Annotated in this window: 21 protein-coding genes and 1 riboswitch; of the genes, 10 read left to right on the top strand and 11 right to left on the bottom strand. The window is 63.8% G+C overall.

The features are described from left to right. Nucleotides 1-56 precede the first annotated feature (56 nt). The 5 genes from PQQ53_RS12420 (at nucleotide 57) to PQQ53_RS12400 (ending at nucleotide 6,915) form a co-directional block, all read left to right on the top strand. Nucleotides 57-1,406, top strand: a complete 1,350-nt coding sequence (locus PQQ53_RS12420; RefSeq protein WP_408324252.1) for an NAD(P)-dependent oxidoreductase — start codon at nucleotides 57-59, stop codon at nucleotides 1,404-1,406. Nucleotides 1,407-1,476: 70 nt separating this feature from the next. Continuing rightward, the gene (preA, locus tag PQQ53_RS12415) at nucleotides 1,477-2,826 is read left to right on the top strand and encodes an NAD-dependent dihydropyrimidine dehydrogenase subunit PreA (protein WP_408148224.1); all 1,350 of its coding nucleotides are present in this window, start codon (nucleotides 1,477-1,479) and stop codon (nucleotides 2,824-2,826) included. Nucleotides 2,827-2,948: 122 nt separating this feature from the next. Next, the gene (locus tag PQQ53_RS12410) at nucleotides 2,949-4,460 is read left to right on the top strand and encodes an NCS1 family nucleobase:cation symporter-1 (RefSeq protein WP_408156972.1); all 1,512 of its coding nucleotides are present in this window, start codon (nucleotides 2,949-2,951) and stop codon (nucleotides 4,458-4,460) included. Between the two features lie 79 nt (nucleotides 4,461-4,539). Next, nucleotides 4,540-5,991, top strand: a complete 1,452-nt coding sequence (gene hydA / locus PQQ53_RS12405; RefSeq protein ID WP_408148228.1) for a dihydropyrimidinase — start codon at nucleotides 4,540-4,542, stop codon at nucleotides 5,989-5,991. 138 nt (nucleotides 5,992-6,129) lie between these two features. Continuing rightward, nucleotides 6,130-6,915 carry an amino acid ABC transporter substrate-binding protein gene (locus PQQ53_RS12400; protein ID WP_408324250.1) on the top strand — a complete coding sequence of 262 codons (786 nt, stop codon included), beginning with the start codon at nucleotides 6,130-6,132 and terminating at the stop codon, nucleotides 6,913-6,915. A gap of 102 nt (nucleotides 6,916-7,017) precedes the next feature. Here the strand turns inward: PQQ53_RS12400 and leuA are convergent, their stop codons facing one another. Both leuA and PQQ53_RS12390 read right to left on the bottom strand, forming a co-directional pair. Further along, on the bottom strand, nucleotides 7,018-8,736 hold the full coding sequence (leuA, locus tag PQQ53_RS12395; protein WP_408148232.1) for a 2-isopropylmalate synthase: 1,719 nt from the start codon (nucleotides 8,734-8,736) through the stop codon (nucleotides 7,018-7,020). Nucleotides 8,737-9,011: 275 nt separating this feature from the next. Next, a complete protein-coding gene (locus PQQ53_RS12390; protein ID WP_408156964.1) occupies nucleotides 9,012-9,911 on the bottom strand; it encodes a class I SAM-dependent methyltransferase in 900 nt (299 codons plus the stop codon). A gap of 275 nt (nucleotides 9,912-10,186) precedes the next feature. Here PQQ53_RS12390 and PQQ53_RS12385 point away from each other — a divergent pair, with 275 nt between their 5' ends. Beyond that, nucleotides 10,187-10,675, top strand: a complete 489-nt coding sequence (locus PQQ53_RS12385) for a hypothetical protein (RefSeq protein ID WP_408324248.1) — start codon at nucleotides 10,187-10,189, stop codon at nucleotides 10,673-10,675. A gap of 152 nt (nucleotides 10,676-10,827) precedes the next feature. On the opposite strand, the gene PQQ53_RS12380 is transcribed toward PQQ53_RS12385, so the two are convergent. From PQQ53_RS12380 to PQQ53_RS12370, 3 genes are all read right to left on the bottom strand, one after another. After that, a complete protein-coding gene (locus tag PQQ53_RS12380) occupies nucleotides 10,828-12,714 on the bottom strand; it encodes a glycosyl transferase family 1 (RefSeq protein ID WP_408324281.1) in 1,887 nt (628 codons plus the stop codon). Between the two features lie 166 nt (nucleotides 12,715-12,880). Further along, nucleotides 12,881-14,155 (bottom strand): DUF3443 domain-containing protein, encoded by a 1,275-nt coding sequence (locus PQQ53_RS12375; protein ID WP_408156960.1) that lies wholly within the window; start codon nucleotides 14,153-14,155, stop codon nucleotides 12,881-12,883. A gap of 43 nt (nucleotides 14,156-14,198) precedes the next feature. After that, a complete protein-coding gene (locus PQQ53_RS12370) occupies nucleotides 14,199-14,663 on the bottom strand; it encodes a DUF2844 domain-containing protein (protein ID WP_408324246.1) in 465 nt (154 codons plus the stop codon). Nucleotides 14,664-15,121: 458 nt separating this feature from the next. Between PQQ53_RS12370 and bamC the strand changes: the two genes are divergently transcribed. Beyond that, nucleotides 15,122-16,357: an NlpB/DapX family lipoprotein gene (gene bamC, locus PQQ53_RS12365; RefSeq protein ID WP_408148241.1), complete on the top strand. Its 1,236-nt coding sequence runs from the start codon at nucleotides 15,122-15,124 to the stop codon at nucleotides 16,355-16,357. Between the two features lie 232 nt (nucleotides 16,358-16,589). Beyond that, nucleotides 16,590-16,730 (top strand): hypothetical protein, encoded by a 141-nt coding sequence (locus PQQ53_RS12360; RefSeq protein ID WP_408324245.1) that lies wholly within the window; start codon nucleotides 16,590-16,592, stop codon nucleotides 16,728-16,730. Nucleotides 16,731-17,163: 433 nt separating this feature from the next. Here the strand turns inward: PQQ53_RS12360 and PQQ53_RS12355 are convergent, their stop codons facing one another. The 6 genes from PQQ53_RS12355 to PQQ53_RS12330 all read right to left on the bottom strand — a co-directional run bounded on the left by PQQ53_RS12355 (nucleotide 17,164) and on the right by PQQ53_RS12330 (nucleotide 24,268). After that, on the bottom strand, nucleotides 17,164-18,090 hold the full coding sequence (locus PQQ53_RS12355; protein WP_408156956.1) for a DMT family transporter: 927 nt from the start codon (nucleotides 18,088-18,090) through the stop codon (nucleotides 17,164-17,166). Between the two features lie 340 nt (nucleotides 18,091-18,430). Next, nucleotides 18,431-20,029, bottom strand: a complete 1,599-nt coding sequence (locus PQQ53_RS12350) for an L-lactate permease (RefSeq protein WP_408148245.1) — start codon at nucleotides 20,027-20,029, stop codon at nucleotides 18,431-18,433. A 327-nt stretch (nucleotides 20,030-20,356) separates the two neighbouring features. Then, nucleotides 20,357-20,815, bottom strand: a complete 459-nt coding sequence (locus PQQ53_RS12345) for a hypothetical protein (RefSeq protein WP_408324244.1) — start codon at nucleotides 20,813-20,815, stop codon at nucleotides 20,357-20,359. A 241-nt stretch (nucleotides 20,816-21,056) separates the two neighbouring features. Continuing rightward, nucleotides 21,057-21,269: a YMGG-like glycine zipper-containing protein gene (locus PQQ53_RS12340; protein ID WP_168668529.1), complete on the bottom strand. Its 213-nt coding sequence runs from the start codon at nucleotides 21,267-21,269 to the stop codon at nucleotides 21,057-21,059. Nucleotides 21,270-21,573: 304 nt separating this feature from the next. Further along, entirely contained in the window at nucleotides 21,574-23,505 is a 1,932-nt protein-coding gene (gene thiC, locus PQQ53_RS12335) for a phosphomethylpyrimidine synthase ThiC (RefSeq protein WP_408148249.1), read from the bottom strand. A gap of 92 nt (nucleotides 23,506-23,597) precedes the next feature. Beyond that, nucleotides 23,598-23,716: riboswitch (TPP riboswitch) on the bottom strand. A gap of 141 nt (nucleotides 23,717-23,857) precedes the next feature. Next, a complete protein-coding gene (locus PQQ53_RS12330) occupies nucleotides 23,858-24,268 on the bottom strand; it encodes a GreA/GreB family elongation factor (protein WP_408148251.1) in 411 nt (136 codons plus the stop codon). A gap of 585 nt (nucleotides 24,269-24,853) precedes the next feature. On the opposite strand from PQQ53_RS12330, the gene PQQ53_RS12325 reads away from it, so the two are divergent. Both PQQ53_RS12325 and PQQ53_RS12320 read left to right on the top strand, forming a co-directional pair. After that, a complete protein-coding gene (locus PQQ53_RS12325; protein ID WP_408148253.1) occupies nucleotides 24,854-25,309 on the top strand; it encodes a hypothetical protein in 456 nt (151 codons plus the stop codon). A 379-nt stretch (nucleotides 25,310-25,688) separates the two neighbouring features. Then, a complete protein-coding gene (locus PQQ53_RS12320; protein WP_408148255.1) occupies nucleotides 25,689-26,618 on the top strand; it encodes an EamA family transporter in 930 nt (309 codons plus the stop codon). Nucleotides 26,619-26,646 lie beyond the last annotated feature (28 nt).

Below are 26,646 nucleotides of genomic sequence, written 5' to 3'. Positions count from 1 at the left end.
CGCTTCGGCGCAGCCGGCAGGTACGGCTACGTCCTCACATCGAAGAAGGAACGTGTATGGCCATCAAGCAAACCGGCGACGTGGCGGCGCAGCGCCTCTCGCCCGAGCAACTCTCGTGCGAGTTCTCCGATATCGCGCCCTTGTTCGACGCGAGCGCGGCGGCCGCGGCGGCGAGCCGCTGCCACTACTGCTACGACGCGCCTTGTGTGAATGCGTGTCCGACGCAGATCGACATTCCCAGTTTCATCCGCAAGATCAGTAACGGCAATCTGAAGGGCGCGGCGGTGGACATCCTGTCGGCCAATCCGTTGGGTGGTATGTGTGCGCGTGTTTGTCCGACCGAGATCCTGTGTGAAGGCGCCTGCGTGCGCAACCACCAGGATGCGAAGCCGGTGGCGATCGGCGCGTTGCAACGGCATGCAACCGATCACGCGATGGCGCGCGGCGAGCCGCTCTTCAAACGCGCCGCTGAGACCGGGCGGCACGTCGCCGTGGTCGGCGCGGGACCGGCGGGGCTCGCGTGCGCGCATCGTCTCGCGCTCGCAGGTCATCGCGTGACGATTTACGACGCGCGTGAAAAAGCCGGTGGCCTGAACGAATACGGCATCGCCGCCTATAAAACCGTCGACGATTTTGCGCAGCGTGAAGTGGCGTGGCTGTGTTCGGTCGGCGGTATCGGGATCGAGCACGGCGTCGTACTCGGGCGTGATATCCAGCTCGATACGTTGCGCCAGCAGCATGACGCCGTGTTTCTCGCGATTGGTCTCACCGGCGTGCGCGCGCTCGCGCTGGCCGGCGAGGACCTGAGCGGCGTGATGAACGCGGTGGACTTCATCGAACAGGTGCGCAGCACGAACGATCTGGGTACGGTGCCGGTGGGCCGTCGCGTGGTCGTGATCGGCGGCGGCAATACGGCGGTGGACGCGGCGGTGCAAAGCCGCAAGCTCGGCGCGACCTCGGTGACGATGGCGTACCGGCGCGGCGTCGAATCGATGAGCGCGACATGGGCCGAGCGTGATTTCGCGCAGACCTGCGGCGTGACGCTCGTCACGCATGCAACGCCGCTGTGTTTGCTCGGCGAAAGCGGCGTGGTCACGGGTGTCGAATTCGAACGCACGTCGAGTGGCGGTGACGAGGAACGCTTCGTGGTCGAAGCCGACATGGTGCTCAAGGCGATCGGGCAAACGCTGGTGGCGGTCGGCATCGCGCGCGAGCTGCTGACACTCGACGGCAGCCGTATCGAAGTCGATGCAAACCGGCAAACCTCGCTGCCCGGGGTGTGGGCCGGCGGCGATTGCGCGGCCACCGGCGGCATCGATCTGACCGTGCAGGCGGTGCAGGACGGCAAGGTGGCCGCCGCGGCGATCGATGCGCAGTTCGCGCGCACCGCCGTCAAGGCCGCGTAGGTCCGCATAAAACCGCTCGAACCTGCATCAGCATCCAGACAAAGAACAGCAGTCCCCCAAGGAGCCGAACATGGCCGATCTGCGCTGTACGATTGCCGGCATCACTTCGCCGAATCCTTTCTGGCTCGCTTCCGCGCCGCCCACCGACAAGGCCTACAACGTGAACCGCGCGTTCGAAGCAGGCTGGGGCGGCGTGGTGTGGAAGACGCTCGGCCTCGACCCGCATGTGGTGAATGTCAGCTCGCGCTACGGCGCGGTGCAATGGAACGGCCAGCGCATGGCAGGCCTGAACAATATCGAACTGATCACCGACCGTCCGCTCGACATCAATCTGCGGGAGATCGCGCAGGTCAAACGCGACTGGCCCGAGCGCGCGATGATCGTGTCGCTGATGGTGCCGTGCAATGAGCACGACTGGAAATGGATCCTGCCGCTCGTCGAAGACACCGGCGCCGACGCGGTCGAATTGAATTTCGGCTGTCCGCATGGAATGAGCGAGCGCGGCATGGGCGCGGCGGTGGGCCAGGTGCCCGAGTACGTCGAGATGGTCACGCGCTGGGTCAAGGAAGGCACGAAGCTGCCGTGCCTCGTCAAACTCACGCCGAACATCAGCGACATCCGGCTCGGCTCGCGTGCGGCATACAAAGGCGGCGCGGACGGCGTGTCGCTGATCAACACGATCAACTCGATCGTGGCGGTCGATCTCGACGCGATGTCGCCGCTGCCGATGGTCGACGGCAAAGGCACGCATGGCGGCTACTGCGGACCCGCGGTGAAGCCGATCGCGCTGAACATGGTGGCGGAAATCGCGCGCGATGTGGAGACGCCTGATTTGCCGATTTCCGGCATCGGCGGCATTTCGACCTGGCGCGACGCGGCCGAGTTCATCGTGCTCGGCGCGGGCAGCGTACAGGTTTGCACGGCCGCGATGCACTACGGCTTTCGCATCGTTGCCGATCTCGCCGACGGCCTCTCGAACTGGATGGACGAAAAAGGCTACGCGACGCTCGACGACATTCGCGGCCGCGCCGTGCCCAACGTCACCGACTGGCAGTACCTCAACCTCAACTACGAGATCAAGGCGCGCATCGATCAGGACAAGTGCATTCAATGCGGGCTGTGCCACATCGCCTGCGAGGACACCGCGCACCAGGCGATCATGAAAGAAAAAGATGGCGTCCGGCATTTTGAAGTGATGGACTCCGAATGTGTCGGCTGCAATCTGTGCATGCACGTGTGCCCGGTGGAGCAGTGCATCACGATGGAACGCGTGGATAGCAGCGAATACGCGAACTGGACCACGCATCCGAACAATCCGGCGCGCGTGGACGTGGCCGCATGCGCGCCGACAGGGACCGCTGAAGCCGCCGAAACCGCAACCCAGGTGCACGCTCACGCGCAGCCGGCGAAAGCAGCCTGAGGCATGAAGCACCGTTAGCCACGCAACGTAACGTAGCGCTCGTACTGAACCTGTCTTTCCCCAAAGGCCCGACGCGCCAGCAGAAGCCGCGCGGGCCTCAACGATCAAGTGGAGATCTTTCGATGAAGCAGACAGCGCACTCCGTCGATCCGCAGTTCGCGGCCGGCGCGCAAAGCAGCGTCCTCTACAACGACGACCTTGCGCCGACCGGCCCCGCGCAGCGCACCTGGCGGTGGTATCACTTCGCCGCGCTGTGGGTGGGCATGGTTATGAACATCGCGTCGTACATGCTCGCCGCCGGTTTGACGGAGCAGGGCATGTCGCCATGGCAAGCGGTCGTCACCGTGCTGCTCGGCAATCTGATCGTGCTGGTGCCGATGCTGCTGATCGGCCATGCGGGCGCGAAGCACGGCATCCCGTATGCAGTGCTCGTGCGCTCGTCGTTCGGCACGAGCGGCGCAAAACTGCCGGCGTTGCTACGGGCGATCGTCGCGTGCGGCTGGTATGGGATTCAGACGTGGCTAGGCGGCAGCGCGATCTATGTGCTGCTGAACATTCTCACCGGCAACGCGCTGCACGGCGAGGCGCTACCGTTTCTCGGCATCTCGCTCGCGCAACTCGCGTGTTTCCTCGTGTTCTGGGCGCTGCAGATCTATTTCATCGTGCATGGCACCGAAGCGATCCGCCGCCTCGAAAGCTGGTCCGCGCCGATCAAGATCGTGATGTGCGTCGCGCTCGTGTGGTGGGCGACCTCGAAGGCGGGCGGTCTCGGTTCGATGCTGTCGGCGCCGTCGCAATTCGTGCCTGGCGGCAAGAAGGAGGGCATGTTCTGGGTGACCTTCTGGCCGAGTCTCACCGCCATGGTCGGCTTCTGGGCGACGCTCGCGTTGAACATTCCCGATTTCACGCGCTTCGCGAAGACGCAGCGCGACCAGATCATTGGCCAGTCGATCGGCCTGCCGGTGCCGATGGCGTTGCTCTCGGTGATTTCGGTAGTGGTAACCTCGGCGACCGTGGTGATCTACGGCAAGGCGATCTGGGATCCTATCGATCTGACGAGCCGCATGACCGGCATCGGCGTCGGCGTCGCGCTGATCATCCTCACACTCGACACGATGTCGTGCAATCTCGCGGCGAATCTGGTCGGCCCGGCCTACGACTTTTCCAGTCTCTGGCCGAAGGGCATTTCGTATCGCGTGGGCGGCATGATCACGGCGACTATCGCAATCGTGATGATGCCGTGGAAGATTCTCGCCACCACGCAGGGCTATATCTTCACCTGGCTGGTCGGTTACTCGGCGCTGCTCGGTCCGGTGGCCGGCATCCTGATGGTCGACTACTTCTTGATTCGCGGCACGCGGCTCGACACGCGCGAACTGTTCGACGAGCAGGGCGAGTACAGCTACACGGGCGGCTGGAACATCGGCGCGGTGGTCGCGCTGATCGTCGGCGTGTTGCCGAATCTGCCGGGCTTTTTGCACACTGCGTTTCCGGCGTCGTTTCCGAACGTGCCGGCGATCTTCAATACGCTCTATACGTATGCGTGGTTTGTCGGACTCGCGTTGGCATCGATCGTATACAGCGCGTGGATGAAACTGAGCAAAGGACCGAGTGCGCGAGTGGCGCGCGCATGAGTACAGATGAAGTACGCGGATGAAGTACGCAGATGAAGTGCGCAACATCGAAACCAGCAGTTCATAAGGAGGCGGCACCATGACGACCCTGATTCGCGGCGGCACGATTATCGACGCGGAGAACACGTATCGTGCGGACGTGTTGTGTGCGGACCCGCAGGACGGCGGCACGATCCTGCAGATCGGCGCGGACCTGGAGGCGCCGGCGGGCGCCACGATCGTCGATGCGGGCGGCCAGTATGTGATGCCCGGCGGCATCGATCCGCACACGCATATGGAATTGCCGTTCATGGGCACCACCGCGAGCGACGATTTCTATACCGGCACGGCGGCGGGTTTATCGGGCGGCACGACCAGCATCATCGACTTCGTGATTCCGAGTCCAAAGCAACCGCTGATGCAGGCGTTCAACGAGTGGCGCGGCTGGGCCGAGAAGGCGTCGGCGGACTACGGCTTTCACGTGGCGGTCACATGGTGGGACGAGTCGGTCTATCGCGACATGGGCACGCTCGTGCACGAACATGGTGTGTCGAGCTTCAAGCACTTCATGGCCTACAAGAACGCGATCATGGCCGACGACGAAGTGCTCGTGAACAGCTTCTCGCGTTCGCTCGAACTCGGCGCGCTGCCCACCGTCCACGCTGAAAACGGCGAACTGGTGTTCCAGTTGCAGCGCCAGTTGCTGGCAAAAGGCTTCACGGGGCCGGAGGCGCATCCGCTGTCGCGGCCGCCCGAAGTGGAGGGCGAAGCGGCCAATCGCGCGATCCGTATCGCGCAGGTGCTGGGCGTGCCCGTGTATATCGTGCACGTATCGGCGAAAGATGCGGTCGACGCGATTGCGCGCGCCCGCAGCGAGGGTTTGCGCGTGTTCGGCGAAGTATTGCCGGGCCATCTCGTGATCGACGAAGCGGTGTATCGTGACCCTGACTGGAGCCGCGCGGCCGCGCACGTGATGAGCCCGCCGTTCCGCTCCGCCGAACATCGTGAAGCATTGTGGCGGGGTTTGCAGGCGGGTCAATTGCACACCACTGCGACCGATCACTGCGTGTTTTGCGCGTCGCAGAAGGCGATGGGCCGCGAGGACTTCACGAAGATCCCGAACGGTTGCGGCGGCGTCGAGGATCGCATGGCGGTGCTCTGGCATCACGGCGTGAATTCGGGGCGTCTCACGCCGAACGAATTCGTGCGCATCACGTCGACCAACGCCGCGCAAATTTTCAATCTGTATCCACGCAAAGGCGCGGTGCGCGTCGGCGCGGATGCGGACCTCGTGGTGTGGGACCCGAACGCGAGCAAGACGATTTCGGTGAACACGCATCATCAGAAAGTCGACTTCAACGTGTTCGAAGGGATGACGGTGCAGGGCGTCGCGATGCATACGCTCACACGCGGCGCGCTCGCGTGGACCGACGGCGAATTGCGTGCGGTGCGCGGCGCGGGGCGCTATCTGAAGCGGCCGCCTAATTCCGCGTACTTCGATGCGGTGCGCGTCGCCAATAAGCGCAAGGAGCCGCATCCGGTGGAGCGCTAGGCGCTCATCGCGCGAGGGGCTTTGAAAAAAAACAGATGGTTTGCTACAGTCCGCCGAGTCTGCCGGCCGCGAGCGCCGGCGGGGACAGCCGAACGTAAGACTCAGCCACTGCTGTAGCAAACCTGACGGAGCCTCCCGATGAAGCCGATTCGTTCCATTCTGCTGATCGCCCTGTGGCAGGCGGTGGCGGTGGCGAGCCCGGTATTCGCCGCCGACGAACTCGCGCAAATCCGCTCCACGGGCGTGTTCCGGATCGGTACGGAAGGCACCTATGCGCCGTTCACGTATCACGACGAGGCGGGCAACCTGAGCGGCTTCGATGTGGAGATCGGCAAGGAGATCGCACGGCGGCTGGGCGTCAAGCCGCAATTCATCGAAAGCCGATGGGACGGGTTGATTGCCGGGCTCGACGTGAACCGCTACGACGCGGTGATCAATGAAGTGGCCGTCACCGAGGCGCGCAAAGTCAAATACGATTACTCCGATCCGTACATCACGTCGCACGCGGTGCTGATCGTCGCGTCGGACAACACATCGATCAAAAGTTTCGATGACCTGAAGGGCAGGAAGTCCGCCAATACGCTGACCAGCAACCTCGGCAAGATCGCGGCGGCGCACGGCGCGCAAGTGATCCCGGCGCAGGGCTTCGACGAATCGATCGAGCTGCTGACCGCCGGCCGGGTCGATGCAACGATCAACGATTCACTCACGTTTCTCGACTTCGTGAGGCGCTCGCCGGATGCGAAGGTGAAGATGGTCGCCGTCGATACGTCGCCGGACAGCAGCAATAAATCGGCGGTGCTGATCCGCAAGGGCAACCCGAAGTTGCGCCTCGCGATCAACAAGGCGCTTGCCGACATCAGGAAAGACGGCACGTACGAGAAGATCTCGCGCAAGTACTTCGGCAGGGACGTGTTTCAGTAAGTGCCGCGTGCCCGTTTCGAAGAATAGGGCGCGCAAAAAAAGAGGGGGCGTCGCAACGGACGCCCCCTCGAACACGCTAGACAGTCAACGCAGACCGAAGCCTCAAACCGCCACGTCCTCCGCTGCGTCGATCGACGCCGCGTCGAAGAAGCACGCTTGCGCTTGCGCATTGGCGCGCGTGTAAGCGCGATTGATGCCGCTGATCACCGCGCGAATCGAAGCCGTCACGAGGTTCGCATCGATGCCGACGCCGAAGGCGCTGCCGGCCACATCGGCGCCGGCCATTTCGGCGATCGCGACCGCGCGCGCATCGGCGCCCTGGGTCAGCGCGCGTTCTTCGTAGTGCTGGATTCGCACCGGTGCGCCGATCGCGTGCATCAACGCGTCGAGCGGACCATTGCCTTCGCCGCGCAGCACGCGCGCCGTGCCGTTGATGTCGACCGTGAGCTTGATATGTTCGCGGCCGTCACGCTCGGTGAGGCTGTGTCCGATGTAGCGCACCGGGTCAGCGGTCCGCACGTATTCCTGCTGGAACAATTCCCAGATCTGCGCGGGCGTGACTTCCTGGCCGCTCTCGTCGGTAAAGTGCTGCACGGCCGAGCTGAAATCGACCTGCAGGCGGCGCGGCAACACCACGCCGTAGCTCTGTTCGAGCAGATAGGCGATGCCGCCTTTGCCCGACTGGCTGTTCACGCGAATCACGGAGTCATAGGTGCGGCCGAGATCGCTCGGATCGATCGGCATATACGGCACTTCCCAGATCGCGTCGGGCTTCTGCACGGCGAAGCCCTTCTTGATCGCGTCCTGATGCGAGCCGGAGAACGCGGTGAACACCAGATCGCCGACATACGGGTGACGCGGATGCACCGGCAATTGCGTGCATTCTTCGGCGGTGCGCGCGACTTCATTGATGTTGGAGAAGTCGAGCTCAGGGTCGACGCCCTGCGTGTAAAGATTCAACGCGAGCGTGACGAGATCGACGTTGCCGGTGCGCTCGCCGTTGCCGAACAGGCACCCTTCGACGCGATCGGCACCCGCCATCACCGCGAGTTCCGCCGCGGCGACCGCGGTGCCGCGGTCGTTATGCGGGTGGACCGAGACGATCAGCGAATCGCGGCGCGCGAGATTGCGGTGCATCCATTCGATCTGGTCCGCGTAGACGTTCGGCGTGGCCATTTCGACGGTGGCCGGCAAGTTGACGATCGCCTTGTGCTCGGGCGTCGGTTCCCAGATGTCGAACACCGCGTCGCACACTTCTTTCGCGAATTCGAGTTCGGTGCCGCTGAACACTTCCGGGCTGTATTGCAGCGTGAAGTGCGTTTGCGGCGACGCGTCGGCGAGACGCTTCATCGTGCGGGCGGCTTTTTGCGCGAGTTCCTTGACACCGCTCTTTTCCAGACCGAAGACGATCTTGCGGAATTCCGGCGCGGTCGCGTTGTACAGGTGGACGATCGCGCGCGGTGCGCCGCGCAACGATTCGAACGTGCGTTCGATCAGATCGTCGCGGGCCTGGGTCAATACTTCGATCGTGACGTCGTCGGGGATGTGGCCGCCTTCGATCAGCTCACGCACGAAGTTGAAGTCGGTTTGCGACGCCGACGGAAACGCGACTTCGATTTCCTTGAAGCCGATCTGCACCAGCGTCTTGAACATGCGCATCTTGCGCTCGGCGTTCATCGGCTCGAACAGCGCCTGATTGCCGTCGCGCAGGTCGGTGCTCATCCAGATCGGCGCGCGCGTGATGGTGCGCGACGGCCACTGGCGGTCCGTCAAATTGATGGGCTTGAACGAACGGTATTTGGTAGCAGGGTTTTTCAACATTTTCATCATCCGGAAGTGAGACCAGAAAGCTGGGAGTCGACCGGACGACGAAACGATACAGGGCCGCCGGTCGGAAACCGGGGCTGGGTCAGTTACTGTGGAATCAAGCGGTGCTTCGGTGTATCAGATAGAAGCGCGCAGCAGCAGACCTAGCCCGGTAGAGCGGGCTAGTAGTAGCGATAGGGTGGTCTGGGCGCGGTACATAGTGCGCAATAGGAACATATTATCGGGACGGAGTCAAGCGCCGCACTCGCACCGTGTTCGCGCCGGGTCGCTCAGTGGAGGGGTTTTACGAAGCGCAAGGTCATGCGGTCGGACTCGCCGATCGCCGCGTAGCGGGCCCGATCGGCGTCGCCGCCCTCGTAGCTCGGCGGCAGCGACCACACGCCGTGCGGGTAATTTTTCGTGTCGCGCGGATTGCTGTTCACTTCGCTCCTGCCGGCCAGTTCGAAGCCGGCCGCCCGAGCGTGGGCGATCACGTAGTCTTCCGTGACGTAGCCGCTGTCGATGGTCTGTTGCAGCGACGTGCCGGGCGCCGCGCGGTGTTCCTCGACGCCGAGGATGCCGCCGGGCTTGAGTGCTGCATAGAACGCGCGCAGGTTCGCGTCGATCTCGCCGTCCTTGATCCAGTTGTGGATGTTGCGGAAGGTGAGCACGCGGTCGACGCTGGCGTCGGCGGGAAAGCCGCCGAACTGGCCCGCGTGCAGCGTGCCGACCACGACGTTGCCATAGACGGCGGGCGCGGCCGCCAGCTTGCGCGCGAACGCCGCGCGGCCAGCCTGTGCTTCCGCCGACGGCGACCCTTGCGGGCCGTCGTATTGCGCCTCGTACAGCTTGCCGTGGTCGCGCAGATAAGGCGCGAGGATGTCGGTGTACCAGCCGCCGCCCGGCGCGATTTCCAGCACGCTTTGCGAGGGCGCGAGTTCGAAGAATTGCAGCGTTTCCTTCGGATGGCGGTAGATGTCGCGCGCGCGGGCCTGGGCGCTGCGTTGCGGGTTGGAGACGGCGGCGTCGAGCGAGGTGGGAGGGGCGGAGGCTGGCGTTGCTGTCGCTGTCGATGTATTCGACGCTGAGGGACTGGCGCAGGCCGCCAGCAGCAGTGCCAGGCCGAACGCTGCGAGCGGGCCGCGCAACAGGCGTGTAGGGAATTTGGCTTGAACGTTCATGACAGTCATTATCGGGCTCGATCGGGGCGGAAAGAAATCGGCAATCGGCATAAGCATAGGGCGTGGCGGAATTTGCGGCGGCGTCGAAGGCACCGATCGCGGCGACGACCGAATCCGAAGGGGCGCTTAGCGCGTATAAATGACGGGGTCAGCGCCCGCCGCACCTTGATTTTTCGACAGCGCGGACATGATCCCCTTCATTTCACTTTGCCGGAGGCAAGCATGAAACGAATATCGAGGATCCGTAAGCTACAATTCCCGACGGCTTGAAAAACGGAACATCAATGAAGATTCGGATTCTCTCTATCGCCTGCGTCACGACCGCAGCCGCGCTGCTGGCGGCCTGCACGACCGTCCACAGGAACTCGGGTGCATGCGAGCAGTTGATGCGAAGCAAGCTGGCCGCCACGTCGTCGGATACGCTGAAGGTCGCTCATCGGGCCGCGGCCATCCGCGGCTCGCGGGTGGTGGTCGAAGGAACGATCGAGCACGTGATGACGGCTTCGGAAGTGGCGGCCGCCAGGCCAGCTTCGGCCGCGCGGGCGGCATCCGCCGCGCGCGGGGCTGCGAAGGCGAATACCGTGGCTGCGGGCGCGACGGCAGCTTCGGGTGTCGAGGCGTCCTCGAAGAAGCCGGCTGAACCGAAGACTGTGAGACTGCCGGCCGCCGCCGAGTGCACATTCCACGGCGAAGATCTCGACGTGTTCCGCTGGCTCGCCCCGGCCAAACTCGCAGCACCGCCCGCTCAGGCCGCTAGCGAAGCCGCGGGGTGATGCGCGGGAGCTGCCTGTTTGCGGCTTTGGCGGATGCCTTGCGTGATGAGCCGCGCGGAACTTTGCGCCATGCCCAACCATTGTCCACAAGGTTGCCGCGACGATATTGGCGGATGCGCACTTCGAGTCCACTGCCGGATCCGCCATACGGTTTATTGCTCTGCGATCGCCTCCAGGCGCTGCCTTGTCTTATCGCGCACGAGCTTCAACACGCATTCACCGAACGCCTGAGGCCGCCCCTCGAAACACCGCTGCACCGCCTGCGTGTCGATCAACCTCTGCCGCAGCGCCGTGCGCTCGGCGTGCGCGTCGATCATCCGCACGGCGGCGACAATATACTCGTCGACGCTATCCGCCACCGTCCACGATGGCATCTCCACGCGCTCGAACAACGCGCCGTCGATCCGTTCGAATACTTCTGCGCCACGCTTGCAGACGCCGGGCAACCCCAGCGTCAACGCATCGACGATTCCATTGGTATTGCCGAACGGAAACGGACTCAGAAAGAGGTCCGCCCGGTTGATGCGGGCCAGATAGCCCGCGTAGTCGTGAAAGCCGTGCACTCGCGCGCCCGGCAACGCTTTCTCGATCACGGCGCGCATCCGATCGAGCGGCAGACCGGTCGGCACGCCGCTCATGAAGTGAAACTCGACGCGCGTCTGCGCACGCGCGGCGATTTCACGGCACGCGCCGAGAAAGCCCAGATTGAGCTTCATCGCGCTAGCCGTGATGACGATCTCGAGCCGCTCGCGCGGAGGTGGAATGTGCGCGACGATCTCAGGCATAGCCACCGACGGCCGGTACGGCTGGCCGTCTTTCGGTAGTTTCATCAACCGCTCGCTGAAGCAGGCAGGGTCGCCGACATAGTCTTCCTCGACGCTGATGCGGTCGATCTTGTCGGAATGCGTGGTGGCCGGGTGGCCGAGACCGGCGATCTGCAGCGGCGCGACGCGCAGGTTCGACATGAACACGCTCAGCACGAACATGCCGACGCTCGGCATATATAGCACGTCCGGCTGTTCGGCCGAGGCGAACGCGCGGATCGTCGCGAGGCATTCGCCGATATATTCCGGCTCCTCCAGTTCGATGAAGCGATCGAACACCGCCCGCCCGAGGTCGTCGACGGCGTAGCCGAAGCCGAAACCCACCAGTTCGAAATATTCGCGTGCGGCTTCGAGCGTGCGCGAGTGCGTGCGATAAATCGAATGGGCGCCGCTGAACCACTCCAGCACGACGATCATCAGCGGTTTCTTGCCGCGCGACGGAGCGCGTGCGCGTTTCGTGGGCACAGCTTTCGGCCCGGGTAGATCGGCGAGTCCCAGTTGCGCGAGTTTGCGTCGCACGAGCGCGTTGATGTCGCGCTTGATTTCATGGCGACGCGGCGTCTCCGCGTAACTGCAGAACATGTAGGCGTTGTGCAGCAACGCGGTCGGCAGGTCGTCGAGGTCGCGGATCTGCTGCAGCTTGCCGGGCAGCCATTCGATTAGTGCCTCGCGTTTCAGATGCGCGTTCGCCGAGCCCTTGAACGTCGGCGCCAGCAGGACGAGCGCGAGACTGGCGGCGAGCGTTTTGTCGTACGCCCACAGCGCGGCGAAGTCGAGCTCCAGTTCCGACTCGGTCGAATAGAGCGCGCAGAGCTTTTCGACGAAGCGGTCGCCGGCCAGGAATTGCGCGTTCTCCGGGCCACGCGGATTCAGATAGCGTACGACGTGGTCGGCATTGCCGAACGCGGTGGTGGAGAACACGAGGCCGGTCCATTCGTGCAGCGTCAGAAACAGCCTGAAGCACGCGGGCGGCAGGTCGAATTGGGGGTCGGCGAACAGCGTGGAGGCCGCGCTCGCGAGGCGCGTGCAGAAGCGCCGATGCTGCTCGGCCGCCGGCAGGTCGATCATGCCCGACGCGAGAAAGCGCTCGTCGAGGTTGCCGCGCTTCTGTTGCAGCAGCGCCAGCGCGGCGATGAGTTGAACCGACGCCTTGACGTACTGCCGCGTGTAGACGAGGTGTTCGAAGTTGTCGAGCGAAAAGGTGGGTTCTTCCATCGGGCGGTGTTTGAAGATAGGCATGACTAACTATCGTGAAACGAAAAGTTAGCCGGTTCTCGAATTATCACCGCCGCCCTATATCAAATTTACTCCCCCAATCAATTTGGGAAATTTCCGCACGCACTGGGCCCTATACTGGCTACGTGCCGTAGTGAAGCATCGTTCAGAACGCGTAGTAAGGACCCTGGCCGGCCGACGTATTGCGCGAGGCGATCGCCGTATAAACGCGCCGGCCGTAGAAGAACGGCAGGCCCCAGCCGAAGCCGCGGGCGGCAGGACCGGCAAGATTGTTGAACGCGTTGTTCGGCGAGGCGAACAACGCGGTCGAATTGCCAACCGGGAACGACACCGCGCTCGAGGCGCCGTCAACGCCGACTAGCGCGGCGCTGACCGTTTGCGTCGAGCTTGGGCAGTACCAGAAGCCGCATTGTGGGAATTGGGCGTTGCGAAAGAAGATCCCGTTCGAGCCGCTGTCGATATAGCTTTGCGCATAGGTTTGGCCGGCGGCGTTGGTGACGAGGTAGCCGTTCGTCGCATTCGCCTTGACGATGCTGGCGCCGCCGAGCGTGTTGTTCGCCTGGGTCCCGATGCCGAAGATCAGCGAGCCCGACACGCTGGGCGCACCGGTATCGGGGATCGCGGGCAGGTCGATCACCACGCCGTTGTTGTCGAGCGCGAAGTGGCTGACGGGATTGGCGACCTGTTGCGCGAGCGCCTGCGCGCTCGCCACGCAAGCGCCGTTGACGTCGCAACGGTAGTACCAGCGAGGCAGCGCAGTGTTCGCGCAGCCGCTACCGCAGTCGGCTGTGAACAGGCCGATGCCGAGAATGCCGTTGCCGCGCAGGGCGGCAACCGTCAGCATCGCCGGGCCGGAGTTGGCGCAATCGGTGGGCACGCTGGGCAGCGCCGTGTCGGCGATCAGATGGACCGGGATCGACGCGGCTACCTGGCCGGCCATGCGGACGTCCGCGCTGCGCACCGCGCCCCATGCGTAGCCGCTGCCGAACACCGCGCATTCGCCGGTGACGCCGCTACCCGACGGCGCCGCCGCAAGCGCCAGGCTTGCCGGCAGCGCGGAGGCGAGAATCCGCAAGCCATTCGAGCCGGTGTCGACCTGAATGTCGTCGACCGTCGCGCAATTGGTGGTGCCGGCCTGACAGACGGTGACGCTGGTCGTCAGCATGTTGCGCGTCAGTCCGGGCGCGACGTTGACCGCGATCGGCTGGACGTTCGGCGTGTTCGACTGCGGCACATTCAGGTTCGCGCTGGTGTTGCCCGCGCCAGGCGAGCCGCCGCTTGCCGGTGCGCTGGCGGCGCCTGGACTGCTGGCTGCGCCCGCCTGCGACGAACTCGCTGGTGAGCCGCCGCCTCCACCGCCGCAACCTGTCAACGCCGCACAGACGAGGAAGAGGGTGCAAAGTCGAGCCGAGGGTTTCATGGTGGGTATCGATCGTCGAAGGATTGTCCTGATGCGCGTACGCTTACCGCAGGTCGTCCGCGGTGACGCCGGGAGGTAGCGCCGCGGGCAGCCATGCGCGTCCGAAATAGCCGCGCATCGGCCCGCCGGATTCGACGATCACGTCCGGCCGCGCGATCCGCGAGCTGTGGAGATTGGCGTCCACTTGCGGCATGGCGGTCCCCGCGAGGTACGAGTTGGCATACTTGCCGAGCATCGCGTGCAGATCCGGCATGGTCGGGCCTTCCCACGCGTAGCCGATGATCTGGCCGGTGCTCGTCGCGTACTCGTTGATGGTCGTGTTGCCGGCATCGGTCAGGGTGCGCATGCGCAGCGCACCGTTCAGCAGCATGCTCGGCGCGGTCGCGGTCGGGTTCGCCTGACCAGGCATCGTGCCGCCCAATTCGGCCTGCGCGCCAGCGCTCGCACACAGCGCGCCGAGCGCAAGCGCCAAGGCGGCCAAAGAGGGGGAGAAACGGGACTTTGACATGGCGGTTTGCCTCGCGAGCCGGTCTGTTCCGGTTTTATTGAGATGCGGAGGTGACGGTAGCATCCGGGTTTTTGATGGTCACGGAGCATGTCGCCGCCGCTCGATGCGCGGTCAAAATACGTGTTGGGCCGGTAGAGGAAATTGCTTTTGAAAACAAAGATCTGACAAGGTTATAGATGTGAGCCTACGCAGTAGTAGGAAATGTTGGCAAATGTTAAATGTGCGGCGCACGCGCGATTTTCCGCCGTGAGCGCAACGCGTTTTTTCCTGGGCGAAGATTTGCCGAAGACGAGTTTTTGGACTTTGTGCCGGGGGTGTCGCGACGCGTTCAGAACATGCCGTCGGCCGTTCAATTGAGCGGGCAAACCCCAGTTTTTGCACACGGCTCGCCGGGACCGGTAAAATGTTGGGTTGATCCACGGAAACTTGCCGTGGCGTAGCGGAAGGATTCCCCGAACATGACTGATCTTCGTCTTACCAAGCGGTTTGCAGTAATGCTGATGGCAGGCGGGCTGGTCGCCGGCTGTGGCACTTCGTCGCCGACCAAAATCGACTACAAGAGCGACTCCAAATCAAAGCAGGTGTCACTCGCCGTCCCGCCGAACATGATCGACGAGACGGCCGATCAGCGTTCGTTGCCCCCGCAAGGCGGCGAAACGTCGTTGTCCGCGCTCAAGGAGGTTCAGGCGCAAGCGCCGTCGGCGAGCAATAACGTGGCGGTGGTGCCGCCGGTCAGCGGCATGCATATCCAGCGCGACGGCACGGAGAGCTGGCTCGTGATCGACAACAAGGCGCCCGCGCAGGCGTGGGAGCAGATCCGCCGCTTCTGGCAGGAACAGGGCTTCCTGCTGGTGGTCGACCAGCGCGACAAGGGCGTGATGGAAACCGACTGGAACGAGTCGCACGCGCAGATCAGCGACGGCCTGATCCGCAACACGCTGTCCAAGGCAATGGGCAACAGCTATGTGACCTCGGAGCGCAACAAGTACCGCACGCGTCTTGAGGCGGCGCCAAACGGCGGCACCTACGTGTTCATTAGCCAGAAGGGCATGCGCGAGGCGCTCACCGGCACGAACAACGATTCGAGCCAGTGGCAGCCGAAGCCGAACGATCCGGCTCTCGAACAGGAATATCTGAAGCGCCTGATGGCAGCGCTCGCGCTGGCCGATTCGCGCTCGAAGTCGGGCGGTGGGCAAACCGCCGAGCTGTCGCCGGCCGGTGCGCAAGCGGCGCCGAACGCTGCGAGCGCAGGTGCGAAGTCGGCCGCGGCGGCCACGGCGGCGCAGAACGTCGCGCTGTCGGCGCAGCAGCCGATGCCGGATGCGGATTCGGCGAATACCTCGGCGCAGCTTTCGTCGACCGAACTCACGCTCGGCGAACCGTATGACCGCGCGTGGTTGCGCGTGGGCCTCGCGCTCGACCGCAGCAACTTCACCGTCGACGACCGCGATCTGAGCCGCGGCCTGTACTTCGTCCGTTACGTCGATCCGAAGGATATGTCGTCGGTGGAACAGGGTTTCTGGAGCCAGGTGTTCCACGGCAAGAAGGAGAAGGTCGCCAAGCAGTATCGCGTGAACGTGCGCGCGGTGACACCGGACCAGACGCGTGTGGCCGTGATCGACGACAAGGGTGCGATCGACGAAAGCTCGCAGGCCAAGCAGATCATGAGTCTGATGGTCGACCAGCTGCATTGAGCTGGCAAAGCCTGAGCAGATAGCAGGCGAAGCTGATGTTTGAAAAAACGCCCGGGATTGACGTCTCGGGCGTTTTTTTATGGCCACGGGATTCTGTGCGGGCACCGGCGTCCCGCCGTTCGTCGAGCCATGGACGCACGCGACTAGACACCGACATTCGTCCCCGGCCACGTATACGTCTTTCGCTTCCTTCCTGTGAGCGTTATTCACGCTAGCCCGCCAGGAGTGGGCCATGTTCGACGTCATGCCTTACTGGATGCGCGCGGCAAGCCTGCTCGTTTGGGCGCTCATCTGCGGCCGCTTGAGCGCGGGCAAGACAAGGCGGCAAGCCGGTCTCGTGGCGCGGCATACGGCGTCGCATCCCATGAAGTGATCTCTCTCGTTCGCCGATAAATTCAATAACAATCAATGATTTACGGTTGTTCCGCTGCGAACTTCTGTAACTGGCGGGAAAGCTGCGTTTTATCGTTCATAGGGCCGGATTCGATAAGACCGGCATGAGTTGCCGCGTGCCGGCCTCCCGCGGTCCCGCCATTTCCGGCGCCGGCCGACAAACCGGTGCCGCGCCCGATGACGACCCACGCGCGTGACGCGTGGTCTCGCTGGCCCCGTCGCCTATCCTCGTAGGCCGACGGTTTCACCCACACTCTGACCGGAGTGCAGGCTATTTTTCGGATGCGGAATTCGCGGCGATCAAAGCGGAGGCGGGGGCTGCTGTGGCCGATGAGACCCCAGTCAGCGAAGACGAAAAGACACGAACGAAGACATAGCGCGACGCCGGCTGGCGGCGTCGCGCGAAACGGTTTTCAGGTATCGGCCCGGCGCGTGCCGATCCACGGCAGACGCTTGATCACGCCGGTGGCAAGCGCGGTGCCGACCAGAATCACGGCGCAACCTTCTAGCATACCGGGCGACACGCCTTCCCCGAGAAACAGCGCGCCCCACAGAATGCCGAAGATCGGAATCACGAACGTGACGGTGATGGCACGCGCCGGCCCGGCCACCGCAATGAGGTGGAAGAACAGCATGTACGCGACGCCGGTGCACGCGACGCCGAGCGCGATCACCGCGCCCCACGCGTGCAGCGAGATCGGCGTGACCGGCCAGAACATCACGGCGAGCGGCAGCAACACGATGGTCGCGCCGGTCATTGTGCCGGCGGCGACGGTCAGCGCATCGACGCCGGTGAGGTGGCGCTTGGTGTAGTTCGCCGCGATGCCGTACAGCAGCGTCGCGCCGAGCGCCGCGCCGGCCGCGAGCGCGGTGCTCAGCGGCGTCGCGGCCGAGCCGTTCGGTGCGGCGATCTGATCCCATACCAGCATCAATACGCCGAGAAAGCCGATCACGAGACCGAGCGTGCGCAGCGCGCTCAGCCGGTCGCGCAGCCAGAGAAAGCCGACCAGCGCGCCCCACAGCGGTGTGGTCGCGTTGATCACCGAGGTGACCCCCGCCGACAGTGTCAATTCGGCGTAGGCGAACAGGCAGAACGGCGCCGCCGAATTCAGGATGCCGACCACCAGCAGAGGAAAGGCGCGCGTGCGCAGGATCGTCGCCGATTGCTGCAGCGGCCGCCGCGCGAGCAGCACGATCAGCAGAAAGGCCGCGCCGATGCCGACGCGCAGCGCCATCAGCGGAGCCACGCCGAAGTCGGTGACGCCGACGCGGATAAACAGAAACGACGCGCCCCACAGGGCGGCGAGGATCAGCAGTTGCAGCAGGTTTTGAGGTTTCATCGGGATGGCGCCGCGCGCGGTTGAGTCGGGACGCCTGCGCATCGTAGCAGTGCGATCACCCGAAACGTTTCACGTTGGGATGAAACGGCAAGGTTCGGGAGATCCAGGCGTCCGGTGCCTGTGATCGTAAGCGTCGGCGGGGCGTAAGCAAAACGAGCAATTCTCACGCTGTTGTGAGAAAAATTGAGATATGGCGGCGGAGGGAGTGGACGCGCCCTCGGGGGTTATGGAGTTTGTTGCGCCAACAACTCAGCCGAACAAAGCGGCCCGACGGCCACAAAACCAACGCTCTGCTTGCCGCCGCGCCGACAAGCAGAGCACACGCAAACCACATCGACCATCAATGCGGAATCATCCACTGCAAGAAATTCTGCTGCGCCCACACGAGCAAACCGAGCAACACCGTCAACAGAATCGAATGCTTGAAGGTCTTCGCGAACACCACCCCTTCCTTGCCTTTGAGTTCGGTGGTCGCCACGCCGGTCGAAATGTTTTGCGGTGAGATCATCTTGCCCATCACACCGCCCGATGAATTGGTCGCCGCCATCAGCACCGGACTCAGATTCAACTGGTTGGCCGCGACCACCTGCAGATTGCCGAACAGCGCATTGCCCGACGTATCGCTGCCGGACAGAAACACCGCGACCCAGCCGAGGAAGGCCGACACCAGCGGGAAGAACGGACCCACCGACGCGACGCCGAGACCGAGCGTATAGGTGAGCCCCGAATAGTTCATCAGATAGGCGAGCCCGACGATGGTCGCCACCGTCAGGATGGCGATGCGCGTCTGCACCCACGTGTCGGCGATCGCCTTGCCGAATTCGCGCGCGCTCAGGCCGACCACGAACGTCGTGATGAGCGCCGCGACCAGAATCGCCGTGCCGGTGGCGAGCGGCTGGAAGTCCCACACCGCGCCATAAGGCGTGTTGTACAGCGTGATGAACACGGCCTTGTCGAGCCCCGGCCACGGCACCTTGACGTCGCCGATCGTGAAGACTCTCGCGATGGTCCAGACGATCACCACGACCGACACGATGATCCACGGATACCAGCCCTGGCCGCCGCTGATCTTGCCGCGCACCTCGCCGATCCGGTCGACGTTGATCGCGAATTTAGGATCGGCGGCGGGCTTCCAGATGCGCAGGAATGCGATCGTCAGAATCAGCGACACCATCGACGACAACACGTCGGTCAGGCTGTAGTTCACGTAGTTCGACGCGATGAACTGGGTCAGCGCGAAGCTCGCGCCCGACACCAGCAGCACCGGCCACACGCGCAGCATGTTGCGAAAGCCCGCATACACCGCGATCACATAGAAGGGCAGCAGCAGTGCGAAGAACGGCAACTGACGGCCGACCATCTTGGCGAGCAGATCGGACGGCAGGTGCGTCACCGCGCCGAGCACGGTGATCGGTACGCCGAGCGCGCCGAACGCGACCGGCGCCGTGTTGAAGATCAGCGTAAAGGTGAGCGCTTCGAGGGTGGGGAAGCCCAGCAGGATCAGCAGCGAACTGGTAATGGCGACGGGTGTGCCGAAGCCGGAAATCCCTTCGAGCAACGCGCCGAATGAAAAGCCGACTACGACCAGCACGACCCGCCGGTCGTTCGGCAGGTTGTCGATCATCCACATGCGAAAGGCCGCGAAGCGGCCCGAGCGTTGCGCGATGTTGTACAGCAGGATGGCCGTGACCACGATCCACATGACCGGCCAGCAGGCGAACACCGCGCCCGCGAACACGGAGTTCAACGCGAGCCCGACCGGAAACTGCCACACTGACACCGCCACGATCAGACCGACGATCAGCCCCGCGAGCGAGGCCTGCCAGGCCGGCCTGCGCGCCCAGCCGAGCAGAAGCAGCACGACGATGATCGGCAACGCGGCGACGAGGAATGAAGGTAACAGCGCATTGCCGACCGGGGTGAGTAGTTGGTGAAACATCACGTCTCCTTGGTATTGTTCGGCGCGACGCGGGGATCACGAATGAGAGGCGCGTCTCTGTAGCAGGATGGACGAACGTCAGCGGAACGTAAGAGTCGAACCGCATTGCTTATTAAACGGGTGCTGCATGTGCTTCCCAAGCATAGAACCCCGCGCGGGCACGTCAAGAAGGGAAACTACGGGCGCGCAAAAAGAAGTGGCGCAGAGCGGTTGTCCGCACGATACGAAGCACAGTGCATGAAACGGAGCGGGCGCATGCCGCGTCATTGCGGGTGCGCCCGACTTGCAGTCAGTAACGTGGCGTCGAAGCCTGCACGCGACAGGCGTTCAGTGATGCCAATGATGTCCCCATCCTCCACCCCAATACCCGCCGATGCCGATCGACACCGATGGTCCGTAGTAGCCTGGATAGCCGTAATACGCCGGGTAAGCGGGATAGACCGGAGGGGGATAGTAGGCGGGATAAGCCGGCGCCACATAGACGGGCGGCGGTGCTACTGCATAAGCGGGTGCCGCGTTCTGTGGTTGCTGTTGCTGCGCATCGGTCGAACCGGTTTGGCCCGCCGGGACGCCCTGCTGCACGGCCGTCGCGGGCGCCGTTGAATACGGTGAATAGTAAGCAGGGTAGTAGCCGGACGGATAGTAACCGTATGGGTAATAGCAGCCCGACAATGTCACGACGCAGAGGACGCTGCCGGCAGCAACGACTCTACGGGGCAGCCGTAAAAATACGCGCGGCAGCCATGAGCCCCTCGCGCGAACACTGTTGATGACGCGGGACTTCATGACGCGCTCCTCGTTGTGCCGTACACCGTCACCGTCGGCGTAACGAGATGAGCTTACGCTCCCGCGGCGCGAACACGATTGCAAAACCGTAACGGCGTATTTCACGACATTGCACCGCATCGTTCGACGCTTGCGCTGAACCTTCATGACGAGGCGGTTCGAGCGTCGTCATGAAGGCAAGCGTCGTGTTCGCTTTCGAAATACCGCGTGACTTACCGTGCAGTATGCGCCTTCACATCGCTTATTTGCCGACCTGATTACCGATGATGCCGCCCGCCGCCGCACCGCCGATCGTCGACAGCGCATTGCCGCCGATCGCCGCGCCCGCCGCGCCCCCCAGACCCGCGCCGATGGCGGTATCGCGCCCTTGCCGGCTCATGCCTTCACACGCCGAAAGTCCCGCAACGAGAGCGACGATGGTTGCGAGCGTGCCGATTTGTCGAATCGTTTTCATGATGCTGACTCCCGGTTGTTTAATTGAGTTTGTTGGACGTAATCGCCGAAACGTAAGAGGGACGAAAGCCCCCCGTTCATGCATTCGATGTTAGCCGCGCGTCGCGTATCCAGATGTGTGAGCTTGTCAGCGGATTGACGGCTTCGTAATCAAATGTTTCCCTTCGCCCAGCATGCGGCGTGCCCGGCTTCGCACACCCTCGCACAAACGGAAAAGCCCGCCAGTGGCGGGCTTCGATGCTGCAATGCAGGTTCCTGGCGGAACCGGGCGGCGCTCAAGCCATGCCCGGTCTGCACACCGAACCTTACTGCCGCTGATAGATCTCGGCACCTTTCTTCATGAACTCGATCGACTTCACTTCCATACCTTTCTTCAGCGCTTCGTCGTCGGTGACGCCTTGTTGCGCCGCGAATTCGCGCACGTCCTGAGTGATCTTCATCGAGCAGAAGTGCGGGCCGCACATCGAGCAGAAATGCGCGACCTTGGCCGAATCCTTCGGCAGGGTTTCGTCGTGGAATTCGCGCGCCTTGTCCGGGTCGAGGCCGAGATTGAACTGGTCTTCCCAACGGAATTCGAAACGTGCCTTGCTCAGTGCGTTGTCGCGCACCTGGGCGCCCGGATGACCCTTCGCCAGATCGGCGGCGTGCGCAGCGAGCTTGTACGTGATGATGCCGGTCTTCACGTCGTCCTTGTTCGGCAAGCCGAGGTGTTCCTTCGGCGTCACGTAGCAGAGCATCGCCGTGCCGAACCAGCCGATCATCGCCGCGCCGATGCCCGACGTGATGTGGTCGTAGCCCGGTGCGATGTCGGTGGTGAGGGGTCCGAGCGTGTAGAACGGCGCTTCGTCGCACCATTCCAGTTGCAGGTCCATGTTCTCCTTGATCAACTGCATCGGCACGTGGCCAGGGCCTTCGATCATCGTCTGCACGTCGTGCTTCCAGGCGATCTGCGTGAGTTCGCCGAGCGTCTTCAACTCACCCAGCTGCGCTTCGTCGTTCGCATCGTAGATCGAGCCGGGGCGCAGGCCGTCGCCGAGCGAGAAGGCCACGTCGTACGCCTTCATGATTTCGCAGATGTCTTCGAAGTGCTCGTACAGGAAGCTTTCCTTGTGATGCGCGAGACACCACTTCGCCATGATCGAGCCGCCACGCGAGACGATGCCGGTCATGCGCTTCGCCGTCAACGGCACGTATTGCAGACGCACGCCCGCGTGAATCGTGAAGTAGTCGACGCCTTGCTCGGCCTGTTCGATGAGCGTGTCGCGGAAGATTTCCCACGTCAGGTCCTCGGCCTTGCCGTTGACCTTTTCGAGCGCCTGATAGATCGGCACCGTGCCGATCGGCACCGGGCTATTGCGGATGATCCACTCGCGCGTTTCGTGAATGTGCTTGCCGGTCGACAGATCCATCACCGTGTCGCCGCCCCAGCGGATCGCCCACGTCATCTTGTCGACTTCCTCGCCGATCGAAGACGTCACCGCCGAGTTGCCGATGTTCGCATTTACCTTCACGAGGAAGTTGCGGCCGATGATCATCGGCTCGCTTTCCGGGTGATTGATGTTGTTGGGGATGATCGCGCGGCCGCGCGCCACTTCCTCGCGCACGAATTCCGGTGTGATCGCGGTGAGGCCGTTTGGACCGAACGCGCTCGCACCGAACGCCTGGCCCGGATGCTGACGGCCCATCATCGCGGCGAGCTTCTCGCCGTTCGGGCCGCTCGTCTTCAGGCTCTCCAGATACTCGGCGCGGCGCTGGTTCTCGCGAATCGCGATGTACTCCATCTCCGGCGTGATGATGCCTTTCTTCGCATAGTGCATCTGCGACACGTTCTTGCCGGCGATCGCGCGGCGCGGCGTGCGATGCAGGCCTTTGAAACGCAGGTCGGCGGTGGCGGTGTCGGCGGCGCGCTCGCGGCTGAAGTCGCTCGACAGACCCGTCAGCGCTTCGGTGTCGCCGCGCTCTTCGATCCACGCCTGACGCAGCGCCGGCAGGCCCGCGCGGATGTCGATCTTCGCGTCCGGGTCGGAGTAAGGGCCCGACGTATCGTAGACATAGACCGGCGGATTCTTTTCGCCGCCGAAGCTGTCGGGCGTATCGGCCTGCGAGATTTCGCGCATCGGCACGCGGATGTCGGGGCGCGAACCGCTCACGTAGACCTTGCGGGAATTCGGCAGCGGCGCGACAGCGGCTTCATCGACGTGGGCGTCCGCGGACAGGAATTTTGGATTGGCGTTCATCGTATCTCCATGCAAAGCAATGTGGGCCGCTAAGCAGGAGACGAGATGGAAGTAGTCGGAAATCGCGCGAGAGGTGAGGCGATGGAGCTGGAGTGCGAAATCCGTACGCTTCCCTGCGCTGGCATTATCCAGATCAGGTTCAAAGGGTATTTCTCACCCGCGCGGCACGGACCTCCAAGCTCCATGCGACGCAGGACCCCCGCGTTAGCAGCGCACACGATACACCGGCCACCCGCTGCTTGGCAACCCGTCCGGTTGAACCGAACCGCGCATTGGGGCGCGGACCGCCGTGTCCTATGCTGGTGGTGACGGGCTGGCGGGCGAGCTGCCGCGTGCTTGAATTGCAGCAAGATCAGAGCGAGAAATTGTCGGCGGCTTCGGGCTGGTACAGGATCTTGTCGAGCTTCAGCACTTTCTCCGTGCCGCTCGGCGGCGTGAAACGGATGCGCTCGCCGCGCTTCGCGCCGAGCAACGCGAGGCCGGCCGGCGAGAACACGTTCAGGCGGCCTTGCGCGAAGTCCGCGTTGGGCGGATAGACGACGGTCCAGGTCATCTGCTCGCCGCTGGCTTCGTCGGTCAGGGTGGCTTGCGAATTCATCGTCACCACGTTGGCCGGAATTTCGCGCGAGTCGACGATCACGGCGCGTTCGAGGACGTCGTCGAGCATGTCCTGCAGTTTTGCGTTGGCACCGGGCGCGGAGGCGTGCTTCTCGAGGCGGGCGACATCGAGTTCGGTCAGATAACAGGGTTTCGTCTTTTTCATGACGGGTACTCCAATTCGATCTGCATAAAAGAGAACGGCGTGCGTAAGCGTTCAGCCCGGCGCCCGAAGAAAGTCCCCTTGGGGACGACGCGGCCTGAACAGTGGAGCAAGCAGCGTTAGATCGGGAGCCGGGCGGCGAGGAGCGGGAGCGTTCGGGACGGCTCACCGGCCGGACGCGGCGCGAAGTCCGCGCGCGCCTCACCGGTTGCGCGGCGGGGGCGCAAGCGGGTGAGGGCACGGGAAGTCGGGAAGCGCATCGAGGTAGCCGGCAGGTGTCGAAAGAGAAGAGGGTGAAGGCGTTGCCTGAAAACGGAAAGCAGCGCGATAGAAAGGTCCATGTTAGCACGCGGCCGAGTGTCGCCTGATTCGATCCGCGTCGGCCTGGTGCTCGGGCAACGGGCGGCGCGGTGGCACCTGGGATGCATTCAAGCTCATCGTAAAAATGTCGTTAATGGTTCTGTCGGGGTGTGTGAACTGCTGTTGTTCATTGGGTCTGCGGCAAAGGCGGCTGCCCGGTGCGGTGACATCGCGCCGGACGGCATCAGTGATACGAAACGAATCGAGTCGGCTCACGGGAGAGTGCGCATGAAAACCAAAACATCGCGGGCACGGACGCTCGGTGCAGTGGCGGGGGCAATGACGCTGCTGGCGGCGCCATTGATGACGTCGGCTTCCGAGGGCGGCAGGGTGTCGTTCGTGGGTGCGATCGTGGCGCCGCAGCTGCAGATAACGGAAGGTAGCGCGGCTGATGGCGCGCGCGGCGGAGTGGCGGGCGTGCAGACCGCGCAGGCCGGCTCCGCGCTCACGCTGACGTTCAAAGCGCCGCCGGGCGTGACGGGCGGCGCGGATGTCGCGTTGCAGGTGAACGACGGCGTGCCGGCGCGCGACCTCGTGGCGGCGCGTTTCGTCGATAGCGGCGGGCGAATCGCCCCGGCCCGCAACGGTCACTACCAGGTCGGCCGCGACGGCGGCGTGTTGTCGTTGTCGCCGAAGGATGCGCGCACCGATACGCGCGTGACGGTGGTCGTGAGCTACCAGTGACTTCACGAACTCGCGTGCGCGGATTTCAGGTGATGGCGAGAGAAATGTCCCACTGCTGCACACGCTGAAAACACCGGGGATACGTCCCCGGTTTTGTGTTGCAAGTACACCAAAAAGTTACGATTCTTTCGTTCGGCGCGGTGGGCGCTTACTGCATAATGCGATGCGCGCCGCAGCCTTGGCGCGTGTTCGCCCCGGCCCGATTTCTTTCGCAGGCCGCGGCGTTGTGGCCCCTTTGGTCATCTATCGCCTTTCCGTTCCACCGACATGTCCGCCAGCCTCGCCCGTCAGACCGCGTCTTCGATGCGGTGTCCGCCATCCCGTCAGCGGGTTTTCAGCGGGGGCGCAATACCTCGAGCGGCATGGGCGGGTTGAACGCATGTCGCTGCAACGCTCCAGTTTCTTTTCGCGCGGTCTGCCGATCCGCCTGCCGCAGTCGCACGGCGGCCAGATCGCGCTCGCCCTTGCCGTCGTGTATCTCGTGTGGGGCTCGACGTATCTCGCCGTGCACGTCGCCCTCGGTTCGTTTCCGCCACTGCTGCTCTCCGGGCTGCGCAACCTGTTTGCCGGCATAGGCCTGTTCGTCTTCGCGGTGCGCCGAAAACCGGTCTGGCCGAGCGCCGCCGAAATCCGCAATGCCGGACTCGTCGGCACGATGCTGGTGGGTTTGTCGAGTGGCATGCTCGCCTACGGGATGCGCACTGTCGGCACCGGCACGGCGGCCGTGATGGTCGCGACCGTGCCGCTCTTCGCGACGGTGATCGCCGCCGTCGCGGGCCGCAAGATCGGCCGCGGCGAGTGGTTCGCGGTCGGCCTGGGGCTGGTCGGCATCGCGATTCTGAGTCACGGCGACAGCACGCCGGGTTCGGCGGGCGGCAGTCTGGCGATCCTGTGCGGCGCGCTGTTCTGGGCGGTCGGCGCGCATCTGGCCGGGCGTCTGAAGCTGCCGTCGGACCTGTTTCTGTCGACCGCGCTGCAGATCGGGCTGGGCGGCGCGATGTCGACACTGGTCGCCTGGGTCTCCGGCGAACGCATGCTCGACATGCATGTCCTGCCGTTGCTGGCATTCATCTACCTGATGCTGATCGGGACGATGGCCGCGTACGTCGCGTATGGTTTTCTGATTCGCCACACGAGCCCGATCATTGCGAGCAGCTGCATGTACGTGAATCCGGTGGTGGCGGTCGCGCTCGGCGCGTTGCTGCTGGGCGAGCCGGTCACGCGCTCGACGGTGATCGCGACCGTTGTGATTCTGGCCAGCGTGGGCTTGTCTTTCTGGTTCGATTACAGGAAGAAGGGGCTGGCTTGACGTTCGCCCTGGGGTGGGGTTGGTAGCG

The organism is Paraburkholderia strydomiana, from assembly GCF_046030495.1.
Lineage (GTDB): Bacteria > Pseudomonadota > Gammaproteobacteria > Burkholderiales > Burkholderiaceae > Paraburkholderia > Paraburkholderia strydomiana_A.
This window is presented reverse-complemented; position numbering and strand designations above follow the sequence as displayed.